The following is a 20,869-nucleotide window of genomic DNA, read 5'->3' on the forward strand; positions in this document are numbered from 1 at the left end:
CACCACGCCGGCGCATCGGTGTGCCCGAAGATGGTGCGGGGAGGCTGACGGTTCAGGTCGTCCAGAGACGCAGCGGCTTTGCATCGACACCATGCACGATGGGCCGCAAATGCAGCCAGCATTGGGTCAGCGCATGCTGGAGCGTTTCCATCGACCGCGCGACGCCTCGCACAATCAGCACGCCAGGGCATACACATGAGGCGGCTGCGCGTATCGCTTCGTCGAAGGGCAGCTGGGCGGTGAGCGATTCGGCGAGTGCGTCGTCGCATTGCGGGCTGACGGCCCACAGCGTGCCGAACGCGGGGAAGTCCGCGAGTCCCTGCGGCGCGTTGCGCGGCGGGTCGCCCGCGGCGAGCTTTGCGCGCTCGAACCACAGCGGCTCGCCATCGGGGCCGACGATGCGCGATACCGCGCGCAGCTTGCCCGCCGACCAGGTTTCGCCCGCCGCCTGCCGGCCCAGTTGTGTTGCGTCCCAGCCGAGCGCCGTCGCGCCTTCGTCGAGCGTCAGCGAGAATTCGAGCGCAGCGTTAGCGTGATCGAAGACGATGTTGTTCTGCGGCAGCCAGTCGAGCTTCGCATTCGCACCGACCCGTATCGCGATGTGCTGTTGCGCCGTGCGTCCATTGGACTTGTACCATTTGGTCGCGCCGGGCGTCGTGAGCACGGCATGCGTGTTCGCGTCGAGGCGAATGTCGATATCGAGCCGGTCGCCTCCCGCAACGCCGCCAGGCGGATGCACGATGACGGCGTGACAGATGGAAGTGCCTTCGGGATAGAGCGGCCGTTGCAGGCGCAGCGGCCCTTCGTGCAGCCGATGCGCGAGGGTCGTGCGTTCGCCGTGCCGGGCGAAGCCGAGTTCGAGCCTCGCACGCCATTGGGCGTGCGAGGGGTCGTCGATGGCGGTGAGCGTGGCGTGATGTTCGTGTAGCGACATGCGGCGAGGATAGCAGGTGACAGTGTGCCCCGGCGTCACACCGTGATCAGATGGCGCACGCCGTCGTCGTCCATATTGGCGCCTTCGCCGCCCGTGACGATTGCACCGCGGCTCATCACCCAGTAGCGATCCGCGATGGCTTTGGCGAAGTCGTAGTATTGCTCGACGAGCAGCACGGTGAGGCCCATTTCCTCGACGAGTTGCCGCAGTGTTCTGCCGATGTCCTGGATGATCGACGGTTGAATGCCTTCCGTGGGTTCATCGAGGATCAGCAGTTGCGGTTCGCTCATCAGTGCGCGGCCGATGGCCAGTTGTTGCTGCTGACCGCCGGACAGGTCGCCGCCGCGGCGGGCTTTCATGTCCTTGAGGACGGGGAAGAGATCGTAGATCTTGTCCGGGATTTTCTTTGGGGCTTTTTTGCTGGCTGCGCCTACCAGCAGGTTTTCTTCTACTGTGAGTCTAGGGAAGATGTCTCTGCCTTGTGGGACGTAGGCGAGGCCTTGCGCGACTCGCGCGTGCGGGGCGAGTTTTGTTATTGGCGCGTCGCGCCATTTGATTTCGCCGGATTTGATGGGGACTACGCCCATCAGGGTTCTGAGCAGCGTTGTTTTGCCTACGCCGTTTCGGCCCAGCAGTACCGTTAATTTGCCGTCCGGCACTGTCAGCTTCACATTTCTTAGGATGTGGCTGCCGCCGTAGTACTGGTTCAGGTTTTCTACTTCAAGCATAGCAGTGTCCTTTGGTTTGCCTTCTTGCGGCAGGCGGGCATTTTTTCGCTGGCGTTCGCGGGTTTGTGGGTCGCATCCGCGATTCGGCTTGCATCCGCGAATTCGTATCGGTAGTTCATGCGTTGCCCCTGTGCGGGGCGGCACCTACTTTTCTTTGCAGCGGCAAAGAAAAGTAGGCAAAAGAAAGCCGCTCACACCGCTAATTCTTGTGTTTGCCTGCGGGCCCCCCACGGGTCCCGCACCCCACGCGGCAACACGCTACTCAATGCGCGTTGCCAGCGCCTTTAACACGCGCATCACCCACTCCAGTCACCCGTAGCGCAGCCAACGGCAGCGAACGGTCTGTGCCGCCCAGGTGGCAAACGGTGTGTAGGTGGTCGCACCGTACGCGTTGGCGTTTCTACGACACCGATTCCGCTTTTCGGTCCGGAGTGGTGCACTTGCGTCACGACGGCCTACACACCGTTTGCCACCTGGGCGGCCGTGTCCTTCCGGTAACGCAATTCGTGACGCGGGATTGTGGAGTGGGTGAGGCGTGAGTTAGTACGCTGGCAACGGGCGTCAGGCAGTGCGATGTCGTGTGGAGTGCGGGACCCGTGGGGGGCCCGCAGGCAACAACCAGAACTGGCGGTGTTAGCCCGCTTTCTTTGCTTACTTTCTTTGCGGCGGCAAAGAAAGTAAGTGCCGCCCCGCACAGGGGCAACGCCTGAAGCACTGATACGAATTCGCGGATGCGAGCCAAGAAATCGCGGATGCAAGCCACAAAATCGCGCACACGAGCGACACAAACCCATGACTACCGCCCCAAATAACTCTCAACAACTTGAGGATCGCGCTTAACGTCATCAAGCGTACCTTCGGCAAGAACCCGGCCTTCGGCCATCACAGTCACCTTCCCGGTCTCACCGGCCAAAGCAGCAACAAATTCCATATCATGCTCAACAACCATCATGGAACAAGACCCCCGCAGGTGATTCAAAAGAGCGGCAAGTTCCATAGTCTCGTCGTCGGTCATGCCAGCCGCAGGCTCATCGAGCAACAACAAAGCGGGTTGCTGCATGAGCAGCATTCCGATCTCGAGACGCTGCTTCTGCCCATGCGACAACTCGCCAGCAGGCCGCAAAGCCTCGCCTTCGAGGCGAATCAATGACAACGTCTCCTCGATCCGGGCCTGCGCAGAGCGATCGAGACGCGCGCGCAGCGATGCCACCCACCCCTTGTCCATCATCATCGCGAGTTCGAGGTTCTCCCACACGGGATGCTGCTCGAACACGGTCGGCTTCTGAAACTTGCGGCCGATGCCCGCACGCGCGATCGAAGGCTCATTCATGCGCGTCAGGTCAATCGTCTGCCCCAGAAACACCTTGCCCGAATCGGGCGACGTCTTGCCCGTGATCACATCCATCATCGTCGTCTTGCCCGCACCGTTCGGGCCGATGATGCAACGCAGTTCGCTCGCGTCGATTGACAGCGACAACGCATTCAACGCGCGAAAGCCATCGAATGAAACCGTCACGTCTTCCAGATACAGAATCGCTCCGTGCGATACGTCGATCTCGCCAGGCGTCACGACCCGGCTCATCGCCGCGACGCCGGACAGTGCGCGGCCGTCGTGTTCTTCGGGCAGAGAAAGGTCGGGAACCATCGGGTTTTCGTTCATCAACGGTTCCTCTTGCGCGCCACGAGTTCGAACAGCCCCATGATTCCGTTCGGCAGCAGCAGCGGCACCAGCACGAAAATCAGTCCCAGGAAGAACAGCCAGTACTCGGCGAAATACGCCGTGAAAAAGCTCTTTGCACCATTCACCGCGAACGCGCCGATGATCGGTCCGATCAACGTGCCCCGTCCGCCGACGGCCACCCAGATCGCCATTTCGATCGAGTTGCCCGGCGACATCTCGCCCGGATTGATAATGCCGACCTGCGGCACGTACAACGCGCCCGCGATGCCGCACAACACGGCCGACACTGTCCACACGAACAGCTTGTACGCGAGCGGGCTGTAGCCGAGAAACATCAGGCGCGTCTCGCCATCGCGCACCGCCGTCACGACGCGTCCGAGCTTCGATGTCACGATCGCGCGCGCACCGATGAAGGCGAGCACCAGCACGCCGAACGTCATCAGAAACAGCACCGTGCGCGTGCCCGGATGCGTGATGGGAGAGCCCGCGATGCGCTTGAAATCGGTGAAGCCGTTGTTGCCGCCGAACCCCGTCTCGTTGCGAAAGAACAGCAGCATCGCGGCGAACGTCATCGCCTGCGTGATGATCGACAGATACACGCCCTTCACACGCGAACGGAACGTGAAGAAGCCGAACACCCACGCGATCACAGCAGGCACGAGTACGACCAGCAGCAACGCATACGCGAGATGCTGCGTGCCTTCCCAGTACCACGGCAATTGATGCCAGTCGAGAAACACCATGAAATCGGGCAGATCGCTGCCGTATTTGCCGTCATGACCGATCGCGCGCATCAGGTACATGCCGATCGCGTAGCCGCCGAGCGCGAAGAACAGGCCGTGCCCGAGGCTCAGAATGCCGCAGTAGCCCCACACGAGATCGAGCGCGAGTGCGGCGATCGCGTAGCACATCAGCTTGCCGGCAAGCGTCATCGCGTACGCGGACAGATGGAACGTGCTCGTTTCGGGCAGAACCAGCGCGGTGAACGGCACGCTGAGCCCCATCACGACGATCAGCGCGATCAGAAACTGCCACGCGCGCCGCGACAGCAGGGCAGGGCGCGGCGGCAAGCCGAGCGCGAAACCTTCGAGGCGTTCGCGCTCGTTGACGGCTGCGATACCGCGCGCATCGGAAGTTGCCGATGCAGAAGCATGAGAAGTCGCCGATGTCATGTCACGCCTCCGCGCTGCGGCCCTTGAGGGCGAACATGCCCTGCGGACGCTTCTGGATGAACAGGACGATCAGCACCAGCACCGCGATCTTCGCGAGCACGGCGCCCCAGAACGGCTCGACGGCCTTGCTGACGAGACCGAGCCCGAAGCCGCCGATCACCGTCCCCGCCAGCTGGCCGACGCCGCCCAGCACGACGGCCATGAACGAGTCGATGATGTAGCTCTGTCCGAGGTCGGGTCCGACATTGCCGATCTGCGACAGCGCGCAGCCGCCGAGTCCGGCGATGCCCGCGCCGAACGCAAACGCATACGAGTCGACATACGCAGTCTTCACGCCGACGCACGCAGCCATGCGGCGGTTCTGCGTCACGGCGCGCACGAAGAGACCTAAGCGCGTCTTGGTCAGCACGGCCCACGCAATCGCGACGACGATCAGCGAGAACGCGAGGATCGCGAGCCGGTTGTACGGCAGGATCAGGTTCTGCATCACCGTGACGCCGCCGCTCATCCATGATGGATTCACGACCTGCACGTTCTGCGCACCGAACAACATGCGCGTCGCCTGGATCAGGATCAGGCTGACGCCGAAGGTGGTCAGCAGCGTTTCGAGCGGACGTCCGTAGAGATGCTTCAGCACGAGCCGTTCGAGCACGATGCCGACGAGCGCCGCCACCACGAACGAAGCGGGCACGGCTAGCAGCGGATACCAGTCGAACGCACCCGGCAGGTAGCGCTGCACGAGGTTCTGCACCACGTACGTCGCATACGCGCCGATCATCAGGAACTCGCCGTGCGCCATGTTGATCACGCCGATCAGACCATACGTGATCGCGAGGCCGAGCGCCGCGAGCAACAGCACGCTGCCGAGCGACAGGCCCGCGAACAGCGTCCCCGCGATCTCGCTGCGGCGCTGGATCGAATCGAGCGCGTCGATGCCCTGCTGTGCCGTCTCGCGCACCTGCGCATCGCTTTCGGCGAACGTGCCGTCGGGCTTCTTCGCGACGAGCGGCCGCAGCAGCTCGTACATCTCGAGATCGTGCCGCGCGGCGACGAGCTTCACGGCTTCGAGGCGCTTCGCGGCATCGCTGTCGTGCAGGGCCGTCATCGCCCATAGCGTGTCGAGACGCTTCTTCAGCGCCGGGACGGTTTCCTTCGCGCGGGCGGCGTCGATCTGCGGCTTCATCGACGGATCGGGGTTCTTCAGCAGCGCGGCGATGGCGGCGGCGCGTTTCTCCGCGTCGGGTGAATCGAGTTGCAGACCCGACAATGCGCCCGCGACTTTCGAGCGCAGCAGGTTGTTCAGCGTGACGGGCTGCGCGTCGCCGGCGGCCACGGTCTTGCCCGTGACGGCGTCGCGCGCGGTGTCGCTGTCCTGTATCAGGACTTCGCCGCTATCCGTCGCGAGCGCATTGTCTTCGGAGAGCGCCTTCAGCAGCGCAAGCGAAGGCGCGTCGTGATTGGCGATCAGCTTGTCGATGGCGGCCGACTTCGCGTCGAAATCGTCGCCCGCGAGCGGCGCGACCTCGTCGGTCGTTAGTGCGTGGGCGCTCGCCGGCAGGACGAGGGCAAGCGCCGCAATGAGCAGCGAGCGAGCCGCGAGCGTGGAAAGTGAATACGCCATGATGTGCTTGAGAAAGAGACCGGCTGGCGGGCGCGGTGCGCCGTCCGTAGAAGGCGCACCGTCTTTGCGTTACGTCAGCGTTACATCAGGCCACGCGCGAGCGGCGGCGCAGGAACTCGGGGATCGACGTGACCACATCCGGCTTGCCCTGGTTGCCGGCGATATACGGGCTCCACGGCTGCGCACGGATCGCCGTTTTGGTCTTCCACACGACGTTGAACTGGCCGTCCGCGCGCACTTCGCCGATCATCACCGGCTTGTGCAGATGATGGTTGCCGTCCATCTCGAGCGTGAAGCCCGACGGCGCCGCGAACTTCTGGCCGACCATCGCGACGCGCACCTTGTCGACGTCGGTGCTCTTCGCTTTTTCGACGGCCTGCTTCCACATGTGGATGCCGACGTACGTCGCTTCCATCGGGTCGTTCGTCACGCGCTTCGCGCCGCCCGGCAGATTCTGCGACTTGACCCACGCGGCCCACTGTTCCTTGAACTTCGTATTGCCCGGGCCTTTCACCGACATGAAGTAGTTCCATGCCGCGAGGTTGCCGACCAGCGGCTTCGTGTCGATGCCGCGCAGTTCTTCCTCGCCGACCGAGAACGCGACGACGGGCACGTCGGTCGCCTTCAGCCCCTGGTTGCCGAGTTCCTTGTAGAACGGCACGTTCGAGTCGCCGTTGACCGTCGAGATCACGCAGGTCTTGCCGCCCTGCGCAAACGTCTTGATGCTCGCGACGATCGTCTGATAGTCGCTGTGGCCGAATGGCGTGTAGACCTCCTGGATGTCGGTCTCCTGGACGCCTTTCGACTTGAGGAAGGCGCGCAGAATCTTGTTGGTCGTGCGTGGATACACATAGTCGGTTCCGAGCAGGAAGAAGCGCCTGGCACCGCCGCCTTCCGCGCTCATCAGGTATTCGGTGGCGGGGATCGCCTGCTGGTTCGGCGCCGCGCCCGTGTAGAACACGTTGCGCGACATCTCTTCGCCTTCGTACTGCACGGGATAGAACAGCAGGCCGTTCAGTTCCTCGAACACGGGCAGCACCGACTTGCGCGACACGGAAGTCCAGCAGCCGAACACGCACGCAACCTTGTCCTGCGTCAGAAGCTGGCGGGCCTTCTCGGCGAACAGCGGCCAGTTCGATGCGGGATCGACGACGACGGGTTCGAGCTTGCGGCCCATCACGCCGCCGTTCGCGTTGATCTCGGCGATCGTCATCAGCGCCGTGTCTTTCAGCGAGGTCTCCGAGATCGCCATCGTGCCCGAGAGGGAATGCAGAATGCCGACCTTGATCGGGCCGCTGCCCGTATCGGCGTGCGCGAAAGGAACCTTGCCCGCGAGCGCGAGCGCGCCCGACATGGAGCCGAGCTTCAGCAGACTGCGACGTTTCATGTGCTTCCCCTTGCCATAGGATGGTGACGAGCGGCGGACGGCTTGCGTGTGTCCTTGCCTTGTCTGGTTATGTGTGCGGACTGTTGCCGGGCCGGATACTGCAAGGCATATGCCAACCTTGCGTCGGCCGCGCCGATGCTCGCCGCGCTTGCTGCAATGCGGCTCGCTGGCGGTGCGGCCGCGCGGGGCGATATGCGCGTTGGGCGCGAAAGCGGTGCAGCGCAAGGGGCTGCGCCTCGTTCAGGTGCGCGCCGCGCTGCAACGGAGCGTGCGGCGCAATTCCCCCGATGCGCGGGCGCGACGCCGGTGCATCGCCGCTGCCCGGTTGTGCATGGACGGGCGCGTGGCTATCGCGGGCAATAAAAAAACGGCGGATGGGTTGCAGGCCCATCCGCCGTTTTGCTTGACTGCGTCGCGATCAGAAGGCGACGTAGGGCTTCGTCTGCGCGCTGCTCAGCGCCGTATAGACGCTGCGTCCGTAGAAGAACGGCAGGCCCCACATGAACATGCTGTTCAGCGGCGCGCCGAGATTGTCGTGCGCGGCGTAGCCCAGAGCGAACAGGCTTGACGAATTGGCGATGCTGAACGAGACGGTCGATTGCGCGTTGCCCGTACTGGAGATCATCGAGGCGCTCAAGGCCTGGGTGGTGGCCGGCGCAAACCAGCTTGCCAGCACGGGCAGCGTCGCATCCTGGAAAAACAGGCCGTTCGATCCGCTATCGACGACGCTCGACATCGTGCGTCCCGCGTAGGTCGTCGTGAACAGTCCTCGATCCGTCACGGCGACGCGTGTAGCGCTGGCAGGCAGCGTATTGTTGTCGCGCGTGCCGATGCCGAAGATCAACTGGCCCGTCACGCTCGCCTGGCCCGTCGCCGGCAGTGCCGGCAGATGGATGATCGTGCCGTTGTTGTCCGTCTTGAACGCGGCGACGGGGTTGGCCGTCTGCATGTTGAGCGGCACGATCGCGGCAGTGCACGACGACGGCGTCGGACAGAAGTAGTAGGTGGCCGCGAGCGCCTTCTGCGCCGCCTCCGGGAAGTCGCGCGCCAGATGGCCGATGCCGACGATCCCGTTCGCGCCCAACAGCTCTTCGGTAGTCATGCTGTAGGCGCCGTGTCTGACACAGTCCGAAGGCGTCGCGCTGTATCCGCTGTCGCCGATCAGCTGAATGGGAAGGTTGCTTGCCGCCTCGCCGCCCATCACGACATCGGCGCGCCGCATCGAACCCCACGTGTAGCCCGACGCGAAGATGGCGCACTCGGCGAGCGGCGCCGTGCCCGTCGTGTCGTTCGATGCGCCTGTCACCGGCGGCAGCTTTGCCGCGAGCGCCGCGCCGAGCGCCGACGACATCACGCGCACGCCGACCGAGCCCGTGTCGAGCAGCATGTGATCCAGCGTCACGCATTGCGATGCGCCCTGCGTGCCGGGCGCGCAGAGTTGCACGCTGACGTAGGGCGTGTTGACGATCGTCGGGTCGAGCGTGTTGTCGACCGTGATGGGCACGCTGTTCACGACAACGGCGGGCGGCGGTGTGATGTTCGTGTCTGTGTTCCCCGCCGTATTCGCGCCATTGTTCACAGGAGACTGTGACCCGCCGGACGCATTCGTTCCGCTCGCCGGCGTGGCGGCCGAAGGCGTGCTGGCGGCCGACGGGGCGCTTGCGCCGGATGGCGTGCTTGCCACCGAAGGCGTGCCCGCCGAAACCGTCGGCGTTTTGGGCACAACGGTACTGCTGTCTTGCTTCGAGCCGTCGTCGCCACCACCGCCGCCACATGCCGTCAGTGCGACGCTCGCCGCGAGCAGTGCGGCGGCGAGCAGTCGATTCGGCAGGCCGCACGAAATGAGTTTGTTCATTGCAGCGCATCCACGTTGACGTTGGCGGGAACAAGCCGCGGCAACCAGGCGCGGCCTGCGAAGGCGCCCTGATGCCCAACCGACTCGACGCGCAACTCGCCGTCCCGTACGACGAGCGGGCCCGTGCCGCGCGCGATGCGTTGTCCGGCGGCGATCAGGTTGGGAAAGTAGCTGCCGAGCAGCGCCTGCATGTCGGGCCGGGTCGGCCCTTGCCAGGTCACCGCGAAAACGACATTTGCCGCCGATGTGTATTCGCGGACGGTGACGCCGTCAGCGGTTTGCGTTTCGTGGAGGGTGTAGGCCGCCGAGGATGCGGGCGCCGTCAGCGCGGCGCGCGAAGTAGCCGGCGTAGTCGTGACGCTCGCCGATGGCGACGGCGCAGCCCCGAGCGTCGCCTGACATACGACAGGCGATAGTAACGCCATCGCCGCAGCAATCCTGATCGATTTCATACAGTTGCGCTCCTGAAAGGAAGCGTCGTATGTTGATCGAAGGATTTTCAGGATGACGTAGTAAATTTCCTATTCTGCGTGGGAAATTTCCCAAAGTTCAGCGCGCATCGCCGGACGTGATGATCGAGACCGAACGTGCAAACAAAAAGCGCCGGCATAAAGCCGGCGCCCGATATAAGCGTGAAGCAGCAGCGCTCAGTAAGTCGGCACGGAAGCATCCACCTGACGCGACCACGCATCGATCCCGCCATACAGATTGAACACGTCCTTGTAGCCGCGCGATTCGAGAAACATCGCGACCTGCGCGCTGCGTGCGCCGTGATGGCAGATGCAGACGATCTGCACGTCGTCATCGAGTTCTTCACTGCGCGCGGGAATCTCGCGCATCGGAATCGACACGCTGCCGGCGATCTTCGCCGTTTCGATTTCCCACGGCTCGCGCACGTCGAGCAGCACGGGCGCCGGGCGCGACTGGTCGGCGAGCCATTCGGCCAGAGCGGGAGCGGTCAGGTTTTGCATCGTCAGCCTCGCGATTGAATCAGGGTGGTGCTCAGAACTTGAAGCGCGGTGCGTGCACGGCGTTCTGCAGCGGTTCGACGTAGGTTTCGAACACGTCGGCGATACGGAACTGCTTGTCGTCGACGCGCGTGATGATTTGCGCCTTCATGACGGGCGCGGTGCCGACGAAAGCAGCCAGACGGCCGCCGACCTTCAGATGCTCGAGGATTTCCTGCGGCAGCACGGGCAGGCCGCCCGACACGCAGATGATGTCGTACGGCGCGGCGGCGGCCCAGCCGCGTGCGCCGTCGCCCGTCGCGACTTCGGCGTTCAGCACGCCGTTCGCGGCGAGGTTCGCCTTCGCAAGCCCGGCCAGTTCCGGTTCGATGTCCACCGTCAGCACGTGCTGTGCACGATGGGCGAGGAGCGCTGCCATGTAACCCGAACCCGCGCCGATCTCCAGCACCGTTTCGTGCTTCTTCACTGCCAGTTCCTGCAACACGCGCGCCTCGACGCGCGGCGCGAGCATGTGCTGGCCGGCGGGCAGCGGAATTTCGAAATCGACGAACGCCAGCTCGCGGTATGCGGCGGGCACGAAGTTCTCACGCTTGACGATCGACAGCAGATTCAGCACGTCCTGGTCGAGCACTTCCCACGGACGGATTTGCTGTTCAATCATGTTGAAACGCGCTTGTTCGATGTTCATGATCAATTCGGCGGTGTGGTTGGGACGCGGGAAGTGGGCAAGCGGGTGTATTGAGGGACCACTCTCCCGATGTTCCCGAGGTTCGTTAACTGCGAAATTGTACCAAACCGCACGGTCTCGCCGCCCGCTCGCGGGCACATCGTCTGCACGCGGCCCGGGCGACCCTGCACGGCGCGCCTCGGTGAAAGTCCCTACACGATTCGGCTTGCGATTCGAATCGGCGTCGACCAAGAATGTAATCGATTACATTTTGGGCAACGAATCCCGGTGGACAAACCGTCACAACGCGCTTCGCACGACCTCCCAACGCCGTCTCCCGTTCCGGCCGATGGCGGCGCGCGCGGCGCGGCGGAAGGGCTGTCGATTGCCGGCGTCGCGGAGCGGGCGGGTGTGTCGGTGGCGACGGTTTCGCGCGTGCTGAACGGCCATTCGAACGTGCGCCCGGCAACGCGCGACAAGGTGCTGGCGGCCGTCGCGACGAGCGGCTATCGCGTGAACGAACTCGCGCGCAACCTGCGTACGGCCGAAAGCCGCCTGTTGCTGACGATGGTGCCCGACGTCGGCAATCCGTTCTACGCGGAAGTGATACGCGGCATCGACGTCGTCGCGCGTCAGCATGGCTACTTCATGCTGTTGTGCGACACGGGCGCCGATCCTGGCCGCGAGCGCAGCTATTTCGACCTGCTGCGCCGCCGTCGCGCGGACGGCGCGATCTGCCTCGACCCTGCCACCGTGCAGCAGGCGCTCGCCGAGGAATCGAACGCGCTGCCGTGGGTTGCCTGCTGCGAGTTCGATTCGTCCGTGGGCGTGCCGTATGTGGGCATCGACAATTACCGCGCGGCGGGCGATGCCGTGCGTCACCTGCTTGCGCGCGGGCACCGGCGCATCGCGCTGATCAATTCCGACGATCACTATCTTTACGCGCAGCAGCGCCAGCAAGGCTATCTGGATGCGCTGCACGAGGCCGGCATCGCGCCCGACGAGCGCTGGCGGATCAACGTGAACAGCCTCGACTACCAAGCGGGCGCATCGGCGGCGGCGCTCCTGATGACGCTGAGCGACGCGCCGACGGCCGTGTTCGCGGTCTCCGACACGCTCGCCATCGGCGTGATCAGCGGCTTGCGCAGCGTCGGCAAGCGCGTGCCGGACGACGTGGCCGTCGCCGGTTTCGACGACATTTCATTGGCCGCGCAGATCGACCCGCCGCTCACGACGATCGCGCAGCCGATGCGCGAGCTGGGCGAAACTGCCGCGCGTCTGCTGCTGCAGCGGCTCGCGAATCCAAATGAAAACGTGCCGGGCGTGCTGCTGCCGCATCGGCTCGTCGTTCGAAAGAGCGCCTGAGGGGAAGCCGCGATGAGCCTCGCCGTCCGTTTCGACGATATCCGCAAAGACTTCGGCCCGGTGCGCGTGCTGCACGGCGTGAGCTTCGAGCTCGCGCCGGGGCGCATCTACGGTCTGCTCGGCGAGAACGGTGCGGGCAAGTCGACGCTGATGAAGATCCTCGCGGGCTACGAAACGGCGACGGAAGGCACGGTGCTGATCGACGGCCATGCGCAGCAGTTCGACGGCTCGCGCGACGCGGAAGCAGCGGGGATCGTGCTGATTCACCAGGAGTTCAATCTCGCCGAGCATCTGACGATCGCGCAGAACATGTACCTCGGCCACGAAAAGCGCAAGGGCCTGTTCGTCGACGACACCGCGATGCGCAGCGAGGCGAAGCGCTATCTGGAGCAGGTCGGGCTGCATAAGCATCCCGATACGAAGGTGCGCGATCTGATCGTCGCGGAAAAGCAGATGGTGGAGATCGCGAAGGCGCTGTCGCGGCGCGCGCGGTTGCTCATCATGGACGAACCGACGGCGACGCTCACGCCATCCGAAACCGAGCGCCTCTTCGCGCTGATGGGCAAGCTCAAGGCCGACGGCGTGACGATCGTCTACATTTCGCACAAGCTCGATGAAGTCGAGCACATCACCGATGAAGTGATCGTGATGCGCGATGGCCGCTTCGTCGCGCGCAGCGAAACCGCGTTGCTCGCGCGGCAGCAGATGGCGAACCTGATGGTCGGGCGCGAACTGTCCGACATGTTCCCCGACAAGACGCCGCCTGCCGACGATGCACCCATTGCGCTGAGCGTGCGCAATCTCAGCGTGCCCGACTGGGTCGACGACCTGAGCTTCGAGGTGCGGGCGGGCGAAGTATTCGGCTTCGCGGGGCTGGTCGGCGCGGGGCGCACGGAAGCGTTCGAAGCGATCATCGGCTTGCGCAAACGCACGGCAGGCGCGATCGAAATCGCGGGACGAAAGGCCGATCTGCACAGCCCGCGCGACGCAATGCGGCGCGGACTCACGTATCTGAGCGAAGACCGCAAGGGCAAGGGGCTGCATGTGAACCTGAGCCTGCAGGACAACCTCACGCTGATGACGCTCGAGCGCTACGCGCATCCGCTGCTCGACATGAAGGCGGGACGCGATGCGTTGACGCGCGCCGTGCGCGAGTTCGGCATACGTACGGGCGATCTGGGCAGCCGCGCGCGCATGCTGTCGGGCGGCAATCAGCAGAAGCTCGCGCTTGCGAAGTTCCTGCAGCCGGATCCGAACGTGATCGTGCTCGACGAGCCGACGCGCGGCGTGGACATCGGCGCGAAACGCGACATCTATTTTCTGATTCACCGGCTGGCTGCCGAAGGGCGTGCCGTCGTCGTCATCTCATCCGAACTGATCGAGCTGATCGGGCTATGCCATCGCGTCGCCGTGATGCGCGCGGGGCGCCTGCAGGCGACGCTCGGTCTGGGCCATCTGACCGAAGAGGAGTTGATCGCTCATGCAACGGGCACACACTGACGCCGCGCCGGCGGGGCGCGCGATGCGGATTGCGCATCGTCTGCACGGGTTGGGGCCGCTTGCCGGCCTGATCGTGCTGTGCATCGCGGGCACGCTGCTCAATCGCGACTTCGCGACCGTCGACAACATGATGAATGTGCTGACGCGCACGTCGTTCATCGGGATCATTGCTGTCGGCATGACCTTTGTGATTATTTCCGGTGGGATCGATCTCTCTGTCGGGTCGATGGCGGCGTTGATCGCGGGCAGCATGATCTGGTTGATGAATGCGCTGGCTGCGTCACCGGGCGGACATGCGTTTGCGCCTTTGACGATTGTTCTGATCGGCATTGCCAGTGCATTTGTGCTGGGCGGCGCGTTTGGATGCGCGCATGGGTTGCTGATTACCAAAGGGCGCATCGAGCCTTTTATCGTCACGCTTGGTACGTTGGGGATTTTTCGTGCGGTGCTGACATGGCTTGCCGATGGTGGCGCGTTGACGCTCGACAACAATCTCTCCGACTTGTACGGGCCTGTTTATTACGCGAGTCTGTTTGGTGTGCCTGTGCCGATCTGGGTGTTTCTCGTGGTTGCTGCTGGCGGAGCGCTCATTCTCAATCGCACGGCGTTTGGGCGGCATGTGCAGGCGATTGGATCGAATGAACAGGTGGCGAGATATGCGGCGATTCGTGTCGATACCGTGAAGATTGTGACTTATGTTTTGCTCGGGGTTTGTGTTGGTGTTGCTACTGTTCTTTATGTGCCCAGGCTTGGGTCTGCGACGCCTACTACGGGTTTGCTTTGGGAGCTTGAAGCGATTGCTTCTGTTGTGGTTGGTGGCACCGCGCTTAAGGGCGGCGAAGGACGCGTCGTCGGCACCGTTATCGGCGCTGTTTTGCTCTCCGTGATCGCTAACATTCTTAATCTCACCAGCATTATTAGCGTTTATTTGAATGCTGCTGTGCAGGGTGTTGTCATTATTGTTGTCGCGTTTTTGCAGCGGGGGCGGCGGTGAATGGTTTTCTTGTCTGCGGCGCAGTCGCCATTCCGGTCTTTTTGCTGCGCTGGCCGGTTTTTTGGCTGGCGTCCGCGAAGTGGTGGCTCGCATCCGCGAATTCGTATCTGTGCTTCAGGCGTTGCCCCTGTGCGGGGCGGCACCTACTTTTCTTTGCAGCGGCAAAGAAAAGTAGGCAAAAGAAAGCCGCTCACACCGCTAATCCTTGTGTTTGCCTGCGGGCCCCCAACGGGTCCCGCACTCCACACGACATCGCACTGTCTGACGCCCGTTGCCAGCGTACTAACTCACGCCTCACCCGCTTCACATGCCCGCATCACGAATTGCATTACCGGTAAGTCCACGGCCGCCCAGGTGGCAAACGGTGTGTAGGCCGTCGCGATGGAAGTGCACCACTCCGGACTGAAAAGCGGGATCGGTGTCGTAGAAGCGCCAACGCAAGAGGTGCGACAACCTACACACCGTTTGCCACCTGGGCTGCACAGACGGTTCGCTGCCGCTGGCTGCGCTACGGGTGACTGGAGTGGGTGATGCGCGTGTTAAAGGCGCTGGCAACGCGCATTGAGCAGCGTGTTGCCGTGCGGAGTGCGGGACCCGTGGGGGGCCCGCAGGCAACAACCAGAACTGGCGGTGTGAGCGGCTTTCTTTTGCCTACTTTTCTTTGCCGCTGCAAAGAAAAGTAGGTGCCGCCCCGCACAGGGGCGACGCCTGAAGTACGGATACGAAATCGCGGATGCCAGCGAAACAGAAACACAAACAGAAACAGAACCAGAACCAGAACCAGAACCAGAACCAGAACCAGAACCAGAACCAGAACCAGAACCAGCAATTCGGCAACCCATTGACGAAGAAGACGATGAAATCAACCAGGAGACAGAAGCCATGAAGCAGATCATCCGAGCACTCAGCGCCGGGGCACTGGCGATCAGCACCGTGTTGACGCTAACAGCAACCCAGGCTCACGCAGATGAAAAAGTAACACTAGGCGTAGCCATCCCTACCGCCGATCACGGCTTCACAGGCGGCATCGTCTGGTGGGCGAACAAGGCCAAAACGGACCTGGAGAAAGCGCACCCGGACCTGAAGGTAATCGTGAAAACCGCAGCAAACGCGCCGGAACAGGCGAACCAGCTGCAAGACCTCGTAACGGTCAACAAGATCAACGCTTTAGTGATCTTCCCGTATGAATCGGCATCACTCACGCAACCAGTTGCGCAAGTGAAAAAGAAAGGCGTCTACGTGACGGTCGTCGACCGCGGCCTGACCGATACCAGCGCGCAAGATGCATACGTGGCCGGCGACAACACCGCATTCGGCAAGATCCCCGCCGAATACCTGGCAAAAGCGCTCGACGGCAAAGGCGACATCGTCGCGCTGCGCGGCATTCCGACGACGCTCGACAACGAACGCTGGAACGCCTTCACCGGCGTGCTGAAGAACTATCCGAACATCAAGATCCTGGACGCGAAATACGCGAACTGGAATCGCGATGACGCGTTCAAGGTGACGCAGGACTACCTGACGCGCTTCAAGCACATCGACGCCGTCTGGGCCGCCGACGACGACATGGCCGTAGGCGTCATGAAGGCGATCGATCAGGCCAAACGCAGCGACATCAAGATCGTGTTCGGCGGCGCGGGCTCGAAAGGCATGGTGAAGAACGTGATGGACGGCGCGCCGCTCATCAGGGCCGATGTGTCCTACTCGCCGAAATTCATCTACGACGCGATCAAGCTGACGGCCGAAGCACGCCTGAAAGGCGACAAGCTGCCGCCGACGACAATCATTCCCTCCGTGCTGATTACGAAGGAGAACGCAAAGGAGTTCTACTTCCCCGATTCGCCGTTCTGATCGCAACCGTCATGCTTCGCGCCGAGACGCGCGCAGCATGACGGTTTTTCCGTAGCAGCCTATCCATCGCAGGAGCGCAGCACGATGAAAACGATCAAAGGGCCGGCGATCTTTCTCGCGCAGTTCACGGGCGACGATGCGCCGTTCGACAACCTGGCCCATCTCGCACAATGGGCGGCGGGTCTCGGCTACAAGGGCATACAGGTGCCAGCCGATCCTCGCCTCGTCGATCTCGAGCAGGCGGCGGCGAGCCAGACGTATTGTGACGATCTGCTCGGCGTCGTCGCGGATGCGGGCGTAGCGATCACCGAGCTGTCGACGCATCTGCAAGGCCAGCTCGTCGCGGTGCATCCCGCATACGACGTGCTGTTCGACGGGTTCGCAGCGCCTCATGTGCGCGGCAATCCGGCCGCGCGCACCGAATGGGCCGTGCAGCAGCTGAAGTGCGCCGCGAAGGCCTCAGAGCGGCTCGGGCTGACGGCGCATGTGACGTTCTCGGGCGCGCTCGCGTGGCCGTATCTCTACCCGTGGCCGCAGCGTCCCGCTGGTCTCGTCGAAGCCGCCTTCGACGAACTCGCGCGCCGCTGGACACCTGTTCTCGACGCGTTCGACGCAGCAGGCGTCGACGTCTGCTACGAATTGCATCCGGGTGAAGACCTGCACGATGGCGTGACATTCGAACGGTTTCTGTCCGCCGTGAAGGACCACGAGCGCGCGAACATCCTGTTCGATCCGAGCCACTTCGTGTTGCAGCAGCTCGACTATCTTGCGTTCATCGATATCTATCACGAGCGCATCAAGGCCTTTCACGTGAAGGACGCCGAATTTCGTCCAGACGGAAGGCAGGGCGTGTATGGCGGATACAGCGGATGGGTCGAGCGCGCTGGACGTTTCCGCTCGCTCGGCGATGGGCAGATCGACTTCGGCGCGATCTTCTCGAAGATGGCGCAGTACGATTTCCCGGGCTGGGCAGTGCTCGAATGGGAGTGTGCGTTGAAGCATCCCGAAGACGGCGCGCGCGAAGGCGCGGACTTCATCCGGCGGCACATCATCCGCGTGGCGGAGCATGCATTCGACGACTTCGCGGGCAGCGGCGCGGACGCTGAGCAGCTGAAGCGCGTGCTCGGGCTCTGACGCGTGCGCTGAACGACAGGAGCAGATCGCGATGACACGAAGACTCAGGCTGGGCATGGTCGGCGGCGGCCAGGGGGCGTTCATCGGCGCGGTGCACCGGATCGCGGCGCGCATCGACGATCGCTTCGAACTGGTGGCGGCCGCGCTGTCGTCCGATCCGCAGCGCGCGAGAGCCAGTGCCGATGAAATCGGCGTCGCGCGCAGCTATGCAAGCTGGGACGAGATGGCGCGCGCCGAAGCCGCGCGCGACGACGGCATCGACGCGGTATCGATCGTCACGCCGAATCATTTGCATGCGCCCGTCGCGACGGCATTCCTCAACGCGGGCATCCATGTGATCTGCGACAAGCCCCTCGCGATGACGCTCGACGAAGGTGAAGCGCTCGCACGACTCGCGCACGACAGGAACCGGCTCTTCGCACTGACGCACACGTATTCGGGCTATCCGATGGCGCGTCATGCGCGCGAACTGGTCGACGCGGGCGAGATCGGCGACGTGCGCGTCGTGCAGGTCGAATATGCGCAAGACTGGCTCGCCATGCCGATCGAGCTGACGGGCGATAACCGCCAGGCTGCATGGCGCACCGATCCGAAGCAGGCGGGGCGCGCGGGTTGTCTCGGCGACATCGGCACGCATGCTTATCACCTCGCGGCGTTCGCAACGGGCATGCTGCCCGTCGAGATCGCCGCGGAACTGCATACATTCGTCGAAGGCCGTCAGGTCGACGATCACATTCAGGCGATGCTGCGCTACGAGAACGGCGCGCGCGGCGTGCTGTGGGCGAGCCAGGTGGCAAGCGGCGCGGAAAATGCGCTGCGTCTGCGCGTGTATGGGACGAAGGCGGGCATCGCGTTCGATCAGGAGAACCCGAACGAACTGCTGTTCACGCCGTTGGGCGGCGTGACGCAAAAGTTCACGCGCGGGCGCGTCGACAGCGCGGCGGCGCGGCATGCGACGCGTGTGCCCGCCGGCCATCCCGAAGGTTATCTGGAAGCGTTCGCGCAGCTCTACAAGGATGCGGCGCTGCAGATCGAAGCGATCGACGCGGGCCTGCCCGTGCCGCACGAAAGCCGTTTGCTAACGACCGTCGACGACGGCGTCGCGGGCCTGCGTTTTATCGATGCCGTTTTCGACAGCCATGCGAAGCTCGCGTACTCGCGCGTGAAAAACGCCTGACATCGAGCCGCGCATTCAGCTTTTGCTGCGCTTGATCTGTTCTTCGAACGCGAGGTCGAGCTTGCTGACCTTGCGCGGCTTCTTCGGGCCGTAATCGTCGACGAATTTGACGAACTCGTCGAGCGGCAGCGGCTCGGACACTTTCTGGTCAGTTCCGCTCGATTTGTCGACGAGATAGAACAGTCCGCCCGACAGGCTGATCGCTGCAAAGCGAGGATTGCCGCTGCGGGTCTTCAGCCGTTCGACGGCGTGGATGGCTCGGGTCGTGCGCATGATGGGTGTTGCCGTGCAGTGCTTGAGTTTTCGAGATTGCTGCACGATTCTACGACGTATACTCGCCGCCCGGTCGCCGGCCGTTCAGCCCGCCCATCACCCTCGCGCTGCGCTATCGGCGTCGCGTAGAACTTCGAAACGATACTCGCCATGCCCTCAGTTCCCGAAGCAATCGATGCGCTCGCCCATGCGCCCGACGACATCGACAGGTTGCGTGCCGTGTGTGTCGCGCTGCTCGAGGACATGCGCGACGACGAAGTGCTGCCGTACACCGAACGCGCGCTCGCGATCGAACCGCGCGATCTTCATTTCGTGAACTGGCGCGCGCATGCGCTGACGCTGCTGGGCCGTCATTTCGATGCCGTCGCGACATGGCGAAACCATGCCGCGCTGCCGTGGCGGCCTGCCTACTACGCGATGAGCCTCGGCCAGAGCCTCGTGATGTCGGGCGATACCGAGCGCGGCACACCGATGCTGCGCGACGCGTGGCAACAGGCCGCGGCCGAAGGCGAATGGTTCGCGCGCAAGGCCGAGCATCTATACGGTGAGGCGTTGCTGCGCAGCGCGCGTCCCGCGGGCTTCGAGCCGTGGCTCGCGCGCAATCAGGGCGACACGGGCAGCTATCGGCCCGCCGATATCCCGCTGTGGCAGGGCGAACGGGATCTGCGCGGCAAGCGCGTGCTGATCACGCATCAGCTGGGTTTCGGCGACCAGTTCCTGCTGTTTGCCGGCGTGCGGCAGTGGCGCACGGCGGGCGCCGAACTGATGATCACCTGCGATGCGCAACTGCAACCGCTCTTGCAGGCCTCGCTGCCGGATTGCCGCGTCGTGAGCGCGACGCGTCCGTTGCGGCGCGACGAGCCGTTGCCGGAAGCGTTGATGAACGAGGTGCACGCATTCGCGCCCGATCTGTACGCGACGCTGCTGCATGTGCCGTTGCTGGCCGCGCAGCAGACGCCGCCGCCGTCGCCGTTCTTCCCGGCGTTTCTGCGCGCGCCCGAAGGGGAGCGTGCGACGGCGGCCGCATGGGCGCGCGATCTGCGCGGGGCGCAGCCGGGCAAATCGCTGGTCGGCATTTTCTGGGACTGCAATCAAAGGCATGCGCGTGAGGTCGGCGCGGTGATGCGGTGTTCGGCGATCCGGCGCAGTCTGCCGCTGACGGAAGTCGATCATCTGGTGACGCAGCCGTCGGTGGCCGCGAAGCGGCATTTCGTGAGCCTGCATCATCCCGCTGTGCAGAGCTTCGCGGGCATGCCGTCGGGCAATATCAGCGTGTACGAACCGGGGATCCGGTCGTTTGCGGAAACGGCTGCGTGCATCGAGCAGCTGGACGCCGTCGTTGCCGTCGATTCAGGCGTCGCGAACCTGAGCGCGATGCTCGGCAAGTTGACCGTCGTGCCGCTGAACCTGGCAAGCGAATGGCGTTGGGGCATCGATGGCGACACGTCGCCGTGGATGGAGAACATCAAGCCGCTGCGCCAGACGCTGATGGGCGACTGGCGCAGCGTGATCGACGAGGCGATTGCGTTTCTGTCGTAGGCGGGCGATCCGTTAAGTCAGTC

The 20,869-nt window shown here is 63.6% G+C and carries 19 protein-coding genes; 8 read left to right on the forward strand and 11 right to left on the reverse strand.

All coding sequences use genetic code 11. The annotated features are described in order from the left end of the window. Positions 1-52: 52 nt before the first annotated feature. The 10 genes from FRZ40_RS16070 to FRZ40_RS16115 all read right to left on the reverse strand — a co-directional run bounded on the left by FRZ40_RS16070 (position 53) and on the right by FRZ40_RS16115 (position 11,034). Positions 53-934, reverse strand: coding sequence for an urease accessory protein UreD (locus tag FRZ40_RS16070; protein WP_147234683.1), 882 nt, complete (start codon positions 932-934; stop codon positions 53-55). A 35-nt stretch (positions 935-969) separates the two neighbouring features. Beyond that, positions 970-1,662: an urea ABC transporter ATP-binding subunit UrtE gene (gene urtE, locus FRZ40_RS16075; RefSeq protein ID WP_147234684.1), complete on the reverse strand. Its 693-nt coding sequence runs from the start codon at positions 1,660-1,662 to the stop codon at positions 970-972. A gap of 796 nt (positions 1,663-2,458) precedes the next feature. Continuing rightward, a complete protein-coding gene (gene urtD / locus FRZ40_RS16080) occupies positions 2,459-3,322 on the reverse strand; it encodes an urea ABC transporter ATP-binding protein UrtD (RefSeq protein WP_147234685.1) in 864 nt (287 codons plus the stop codon). Further along, positions 3,322-4,515, reverse strand: coding sequence for an urea ABC transporter permease subunit UrtC (gene urtC / locus FRZ40_RS16085; protein ID WP_147234686.1), 1,194 nt, complete (start codon positions 4,513-4,515; stop codon positions 3,322-3,324). The genes urtD and urtC overlap by 1 nt, the downstream gene beginning before the upstream one ends. A 1-nt stretch (position 4,516) precedes the next feature. After that, a complete protein-coding gene (gene urtB, locus FRZ40_RS16090; protein WP_028370193.1) occupies positions 4,517-6,136 on the reverse strand; it encodes an urea ABC transporter permease subunit UrtB in 1,620 nt (539 codons plus the stop codon). 85 nt (positions 6,137-6,221) lie between these two features. Beyond that, positions 6,222-7,523, reverse strand: coding sequence for an urea ABC transporter substrate-binding protein (gene urtA / locus FRZ40_RS16095; protein ID WP_028370194.1), 1,302 nt, complete (start codon positions 7,521-7,523; stop codon positions 6,222-6,224). Positions 7,524-7,941: 418 nt separating this feature from the next. Further along, on the reverse strand, positions 7,942-9,378 hold the full coding sequence (locus FRZ40_RS16100) for a DUF3443 domain-containing protein (protein WP_147234687.1): 1,437 nt from the start codon (positions 9,376-9,378) through the stop codon (positions 7,942-7,944). Continuing rightward, entirely contained in the window at positions 9,375-9,830 is a 456-nt protein-coding gene (locus FRZ40_RS16105) for a DUF2844 domain-containing protein (protein WP_147234688.1), read from the reverse strand. Before FRZ40_RS16105 ends, FRZ40_RS16100 begins: the two co-directional genes overlap by 4 nt. A 195-nt stretch (positions 9,831-10,025) precedes the next feature. Beyond that, positions 10,026-10,349 (reverse strand): rhodanese-like domain-containing protein, encoded by a 324-nt coding sequence (locus FRZ40_RS16110; protein WP_028370198.1) that lies wholly within the window; start codon positions 10,347-10,349, stop codon positions 10,026-10,028. Positions 10,350-10,380: 31 nt separating this feature from the next. Continuing rightward, positions 10,381-11,034 (reverse strand): protein-L-isoaspartate O-methyltransferase family protein, encoded by a 654-nt coding sequence (locus FRZ40_RS16115; RefSeq protein ID WP_028370199.1) that lies wholly within the window; start codon positions 11,032-11,034, stop codon positions 10,381-10,383. 357 nt (positions 11,035-11,391) lie between these two features. On the opposite strand from FRZ40_RS16115, the gene FRZ40_RS16120 reads away from it, so the two are divergent. The 7 genes from FRZ40_RS16120 (at position 11,392) to FRZ40_RS16150 (ending at position 19,034) form a co-directional block, all read left to right on the forward strand. After that, positions 11,392-12,378 (forward strand): LacI family DNA-binding transcriptional regulator, encoded by a 987-nt coding sequence (locus tag FRZ40_RS16120; RefSeq protein WP_240057202.1) that lies wholly within the window; start codon positions 11,392-11,394, stop codon positions 12,376-12,378. Positions 12,379-12,390: 12 nt separating this feature from the next. After that, positions 12,391-13,878 (forward strand): sugar ABC transporter ATP-binding protein, encoded by a 1,488-nt coding sequence (locus tag FRZ40_RS16125; RefSeq protein WP_147234690.1) that lies wholly within the window; start codon positions 12,391-12,393, stop codon positions 13,876-13,878. Further along, positions 13,859-14,872 carry an ABC transporter permease gene (locus tag FRZ40_RS16130; RefSeq protein WP_147234691.1) on the forward strand — a complete coding sequence of 338 codons (1,014 nt, stop codon included), beginning with the start codon at positions 13,859-13,861 and terminating at the stop codon, positions 14,870-14,872. Before FRZ40_RS16125 ends, FRZ40_RS16130 begins: the two co-directional genes overlap by 20 nt. A gap of 733 nt (positions 14,873-15,605) precedes the next feature. After that, positions 15,606-15,758, forward strand: a complete 153-nt coding sequence (locus FRZ40_RS44050) for a hypothetical protein (RefSeq protein ID WP_158647005.1) — start codon at positions 15,606-15,608, stop codon at positions 15,756-15,758. After that, complete coding sequence (locus tag FRZ40_RS16140; protein ID WP_147234693.1) at positions 15,755-16,723, forward strand: substrate-binding domain-containing protein; 969 nt, start codon at positions 15,755-15,757, stop codon at positions 16,721-16,723. The genes FRZ40_RS44050 and FRZ40_RS16140 overlap by 4 nt, the downstream gene beginning before the upstream one ends. 84 nt (positions 16,724-16,807) lie before the next feature. Next, entirely contained in the window at positions 16,808-17,857 is a 1,050-nt protein-coding gene (locus FRZ40_RS16145; RefSeq protein WP_147234694.1) for a sugar phosphate isomerase/epimerase family protein, read from the forward strand. A 31-nt stretch (positions 17,858-17,888) separates the two neighbouring features. Then, the gene (locus FRZ40_RS16150; protein ID WP_147234695.1) at positions 17,889-19,034 is read left to right on the forward strand and encodes a Gfo/Idh/MocA family protein; all 1,146 of its coding nucleotides are present in this window, start codon (positions 17,889-17,891) and stop codon (positions 19,032-19,034) included. Positions 19,035-19,049: 15 nt separating this feature from the next. On the opposite strand, the gene FRZ40_RS16155 is transcribed toward FRZ40_RS16150, so the two are convergent. Next, positions 19,050-19,307: a hypothetical protein gene (locus FRZ40_RS16155; RefSeq protein ID WP_028370206.1), complete on the reverse strand. Its 258-nt coding sequence runs from the start codon at positions 19,305-19,307 to the stop codon at positions 19,050-19,052. A gap of 150 nt (positions 19,308-19,457) precedes the next feature. Here FRZ40_RS16155 and FRZ40_RS16160 point away from each other — a divergent pair, with 150 nt between their 5' ends. Next, a complete protein-coding gene (locus FRZ40_RS16160; protein ID WP_147234696.1) occupies positions 19,458-20,846 on the forward strand; it encodes a glycosyltransferase family protein in 1,389 nt (462 codons plus the stop codon). Positions 20,847-20,869: the final 23 nt, after the last annotated feature.

The sequence above is a fragment of the Paraburkholderia azotifigens genome (assembly GCF_007995085.1).
Taxonomy (GTDB): Bacteria; Pseudomonadota; Gammaproteobacteria; order Burkholderiales; family Burkholderiaceae; genus Paraburkholderia; species Paraburkholderia azotifigens.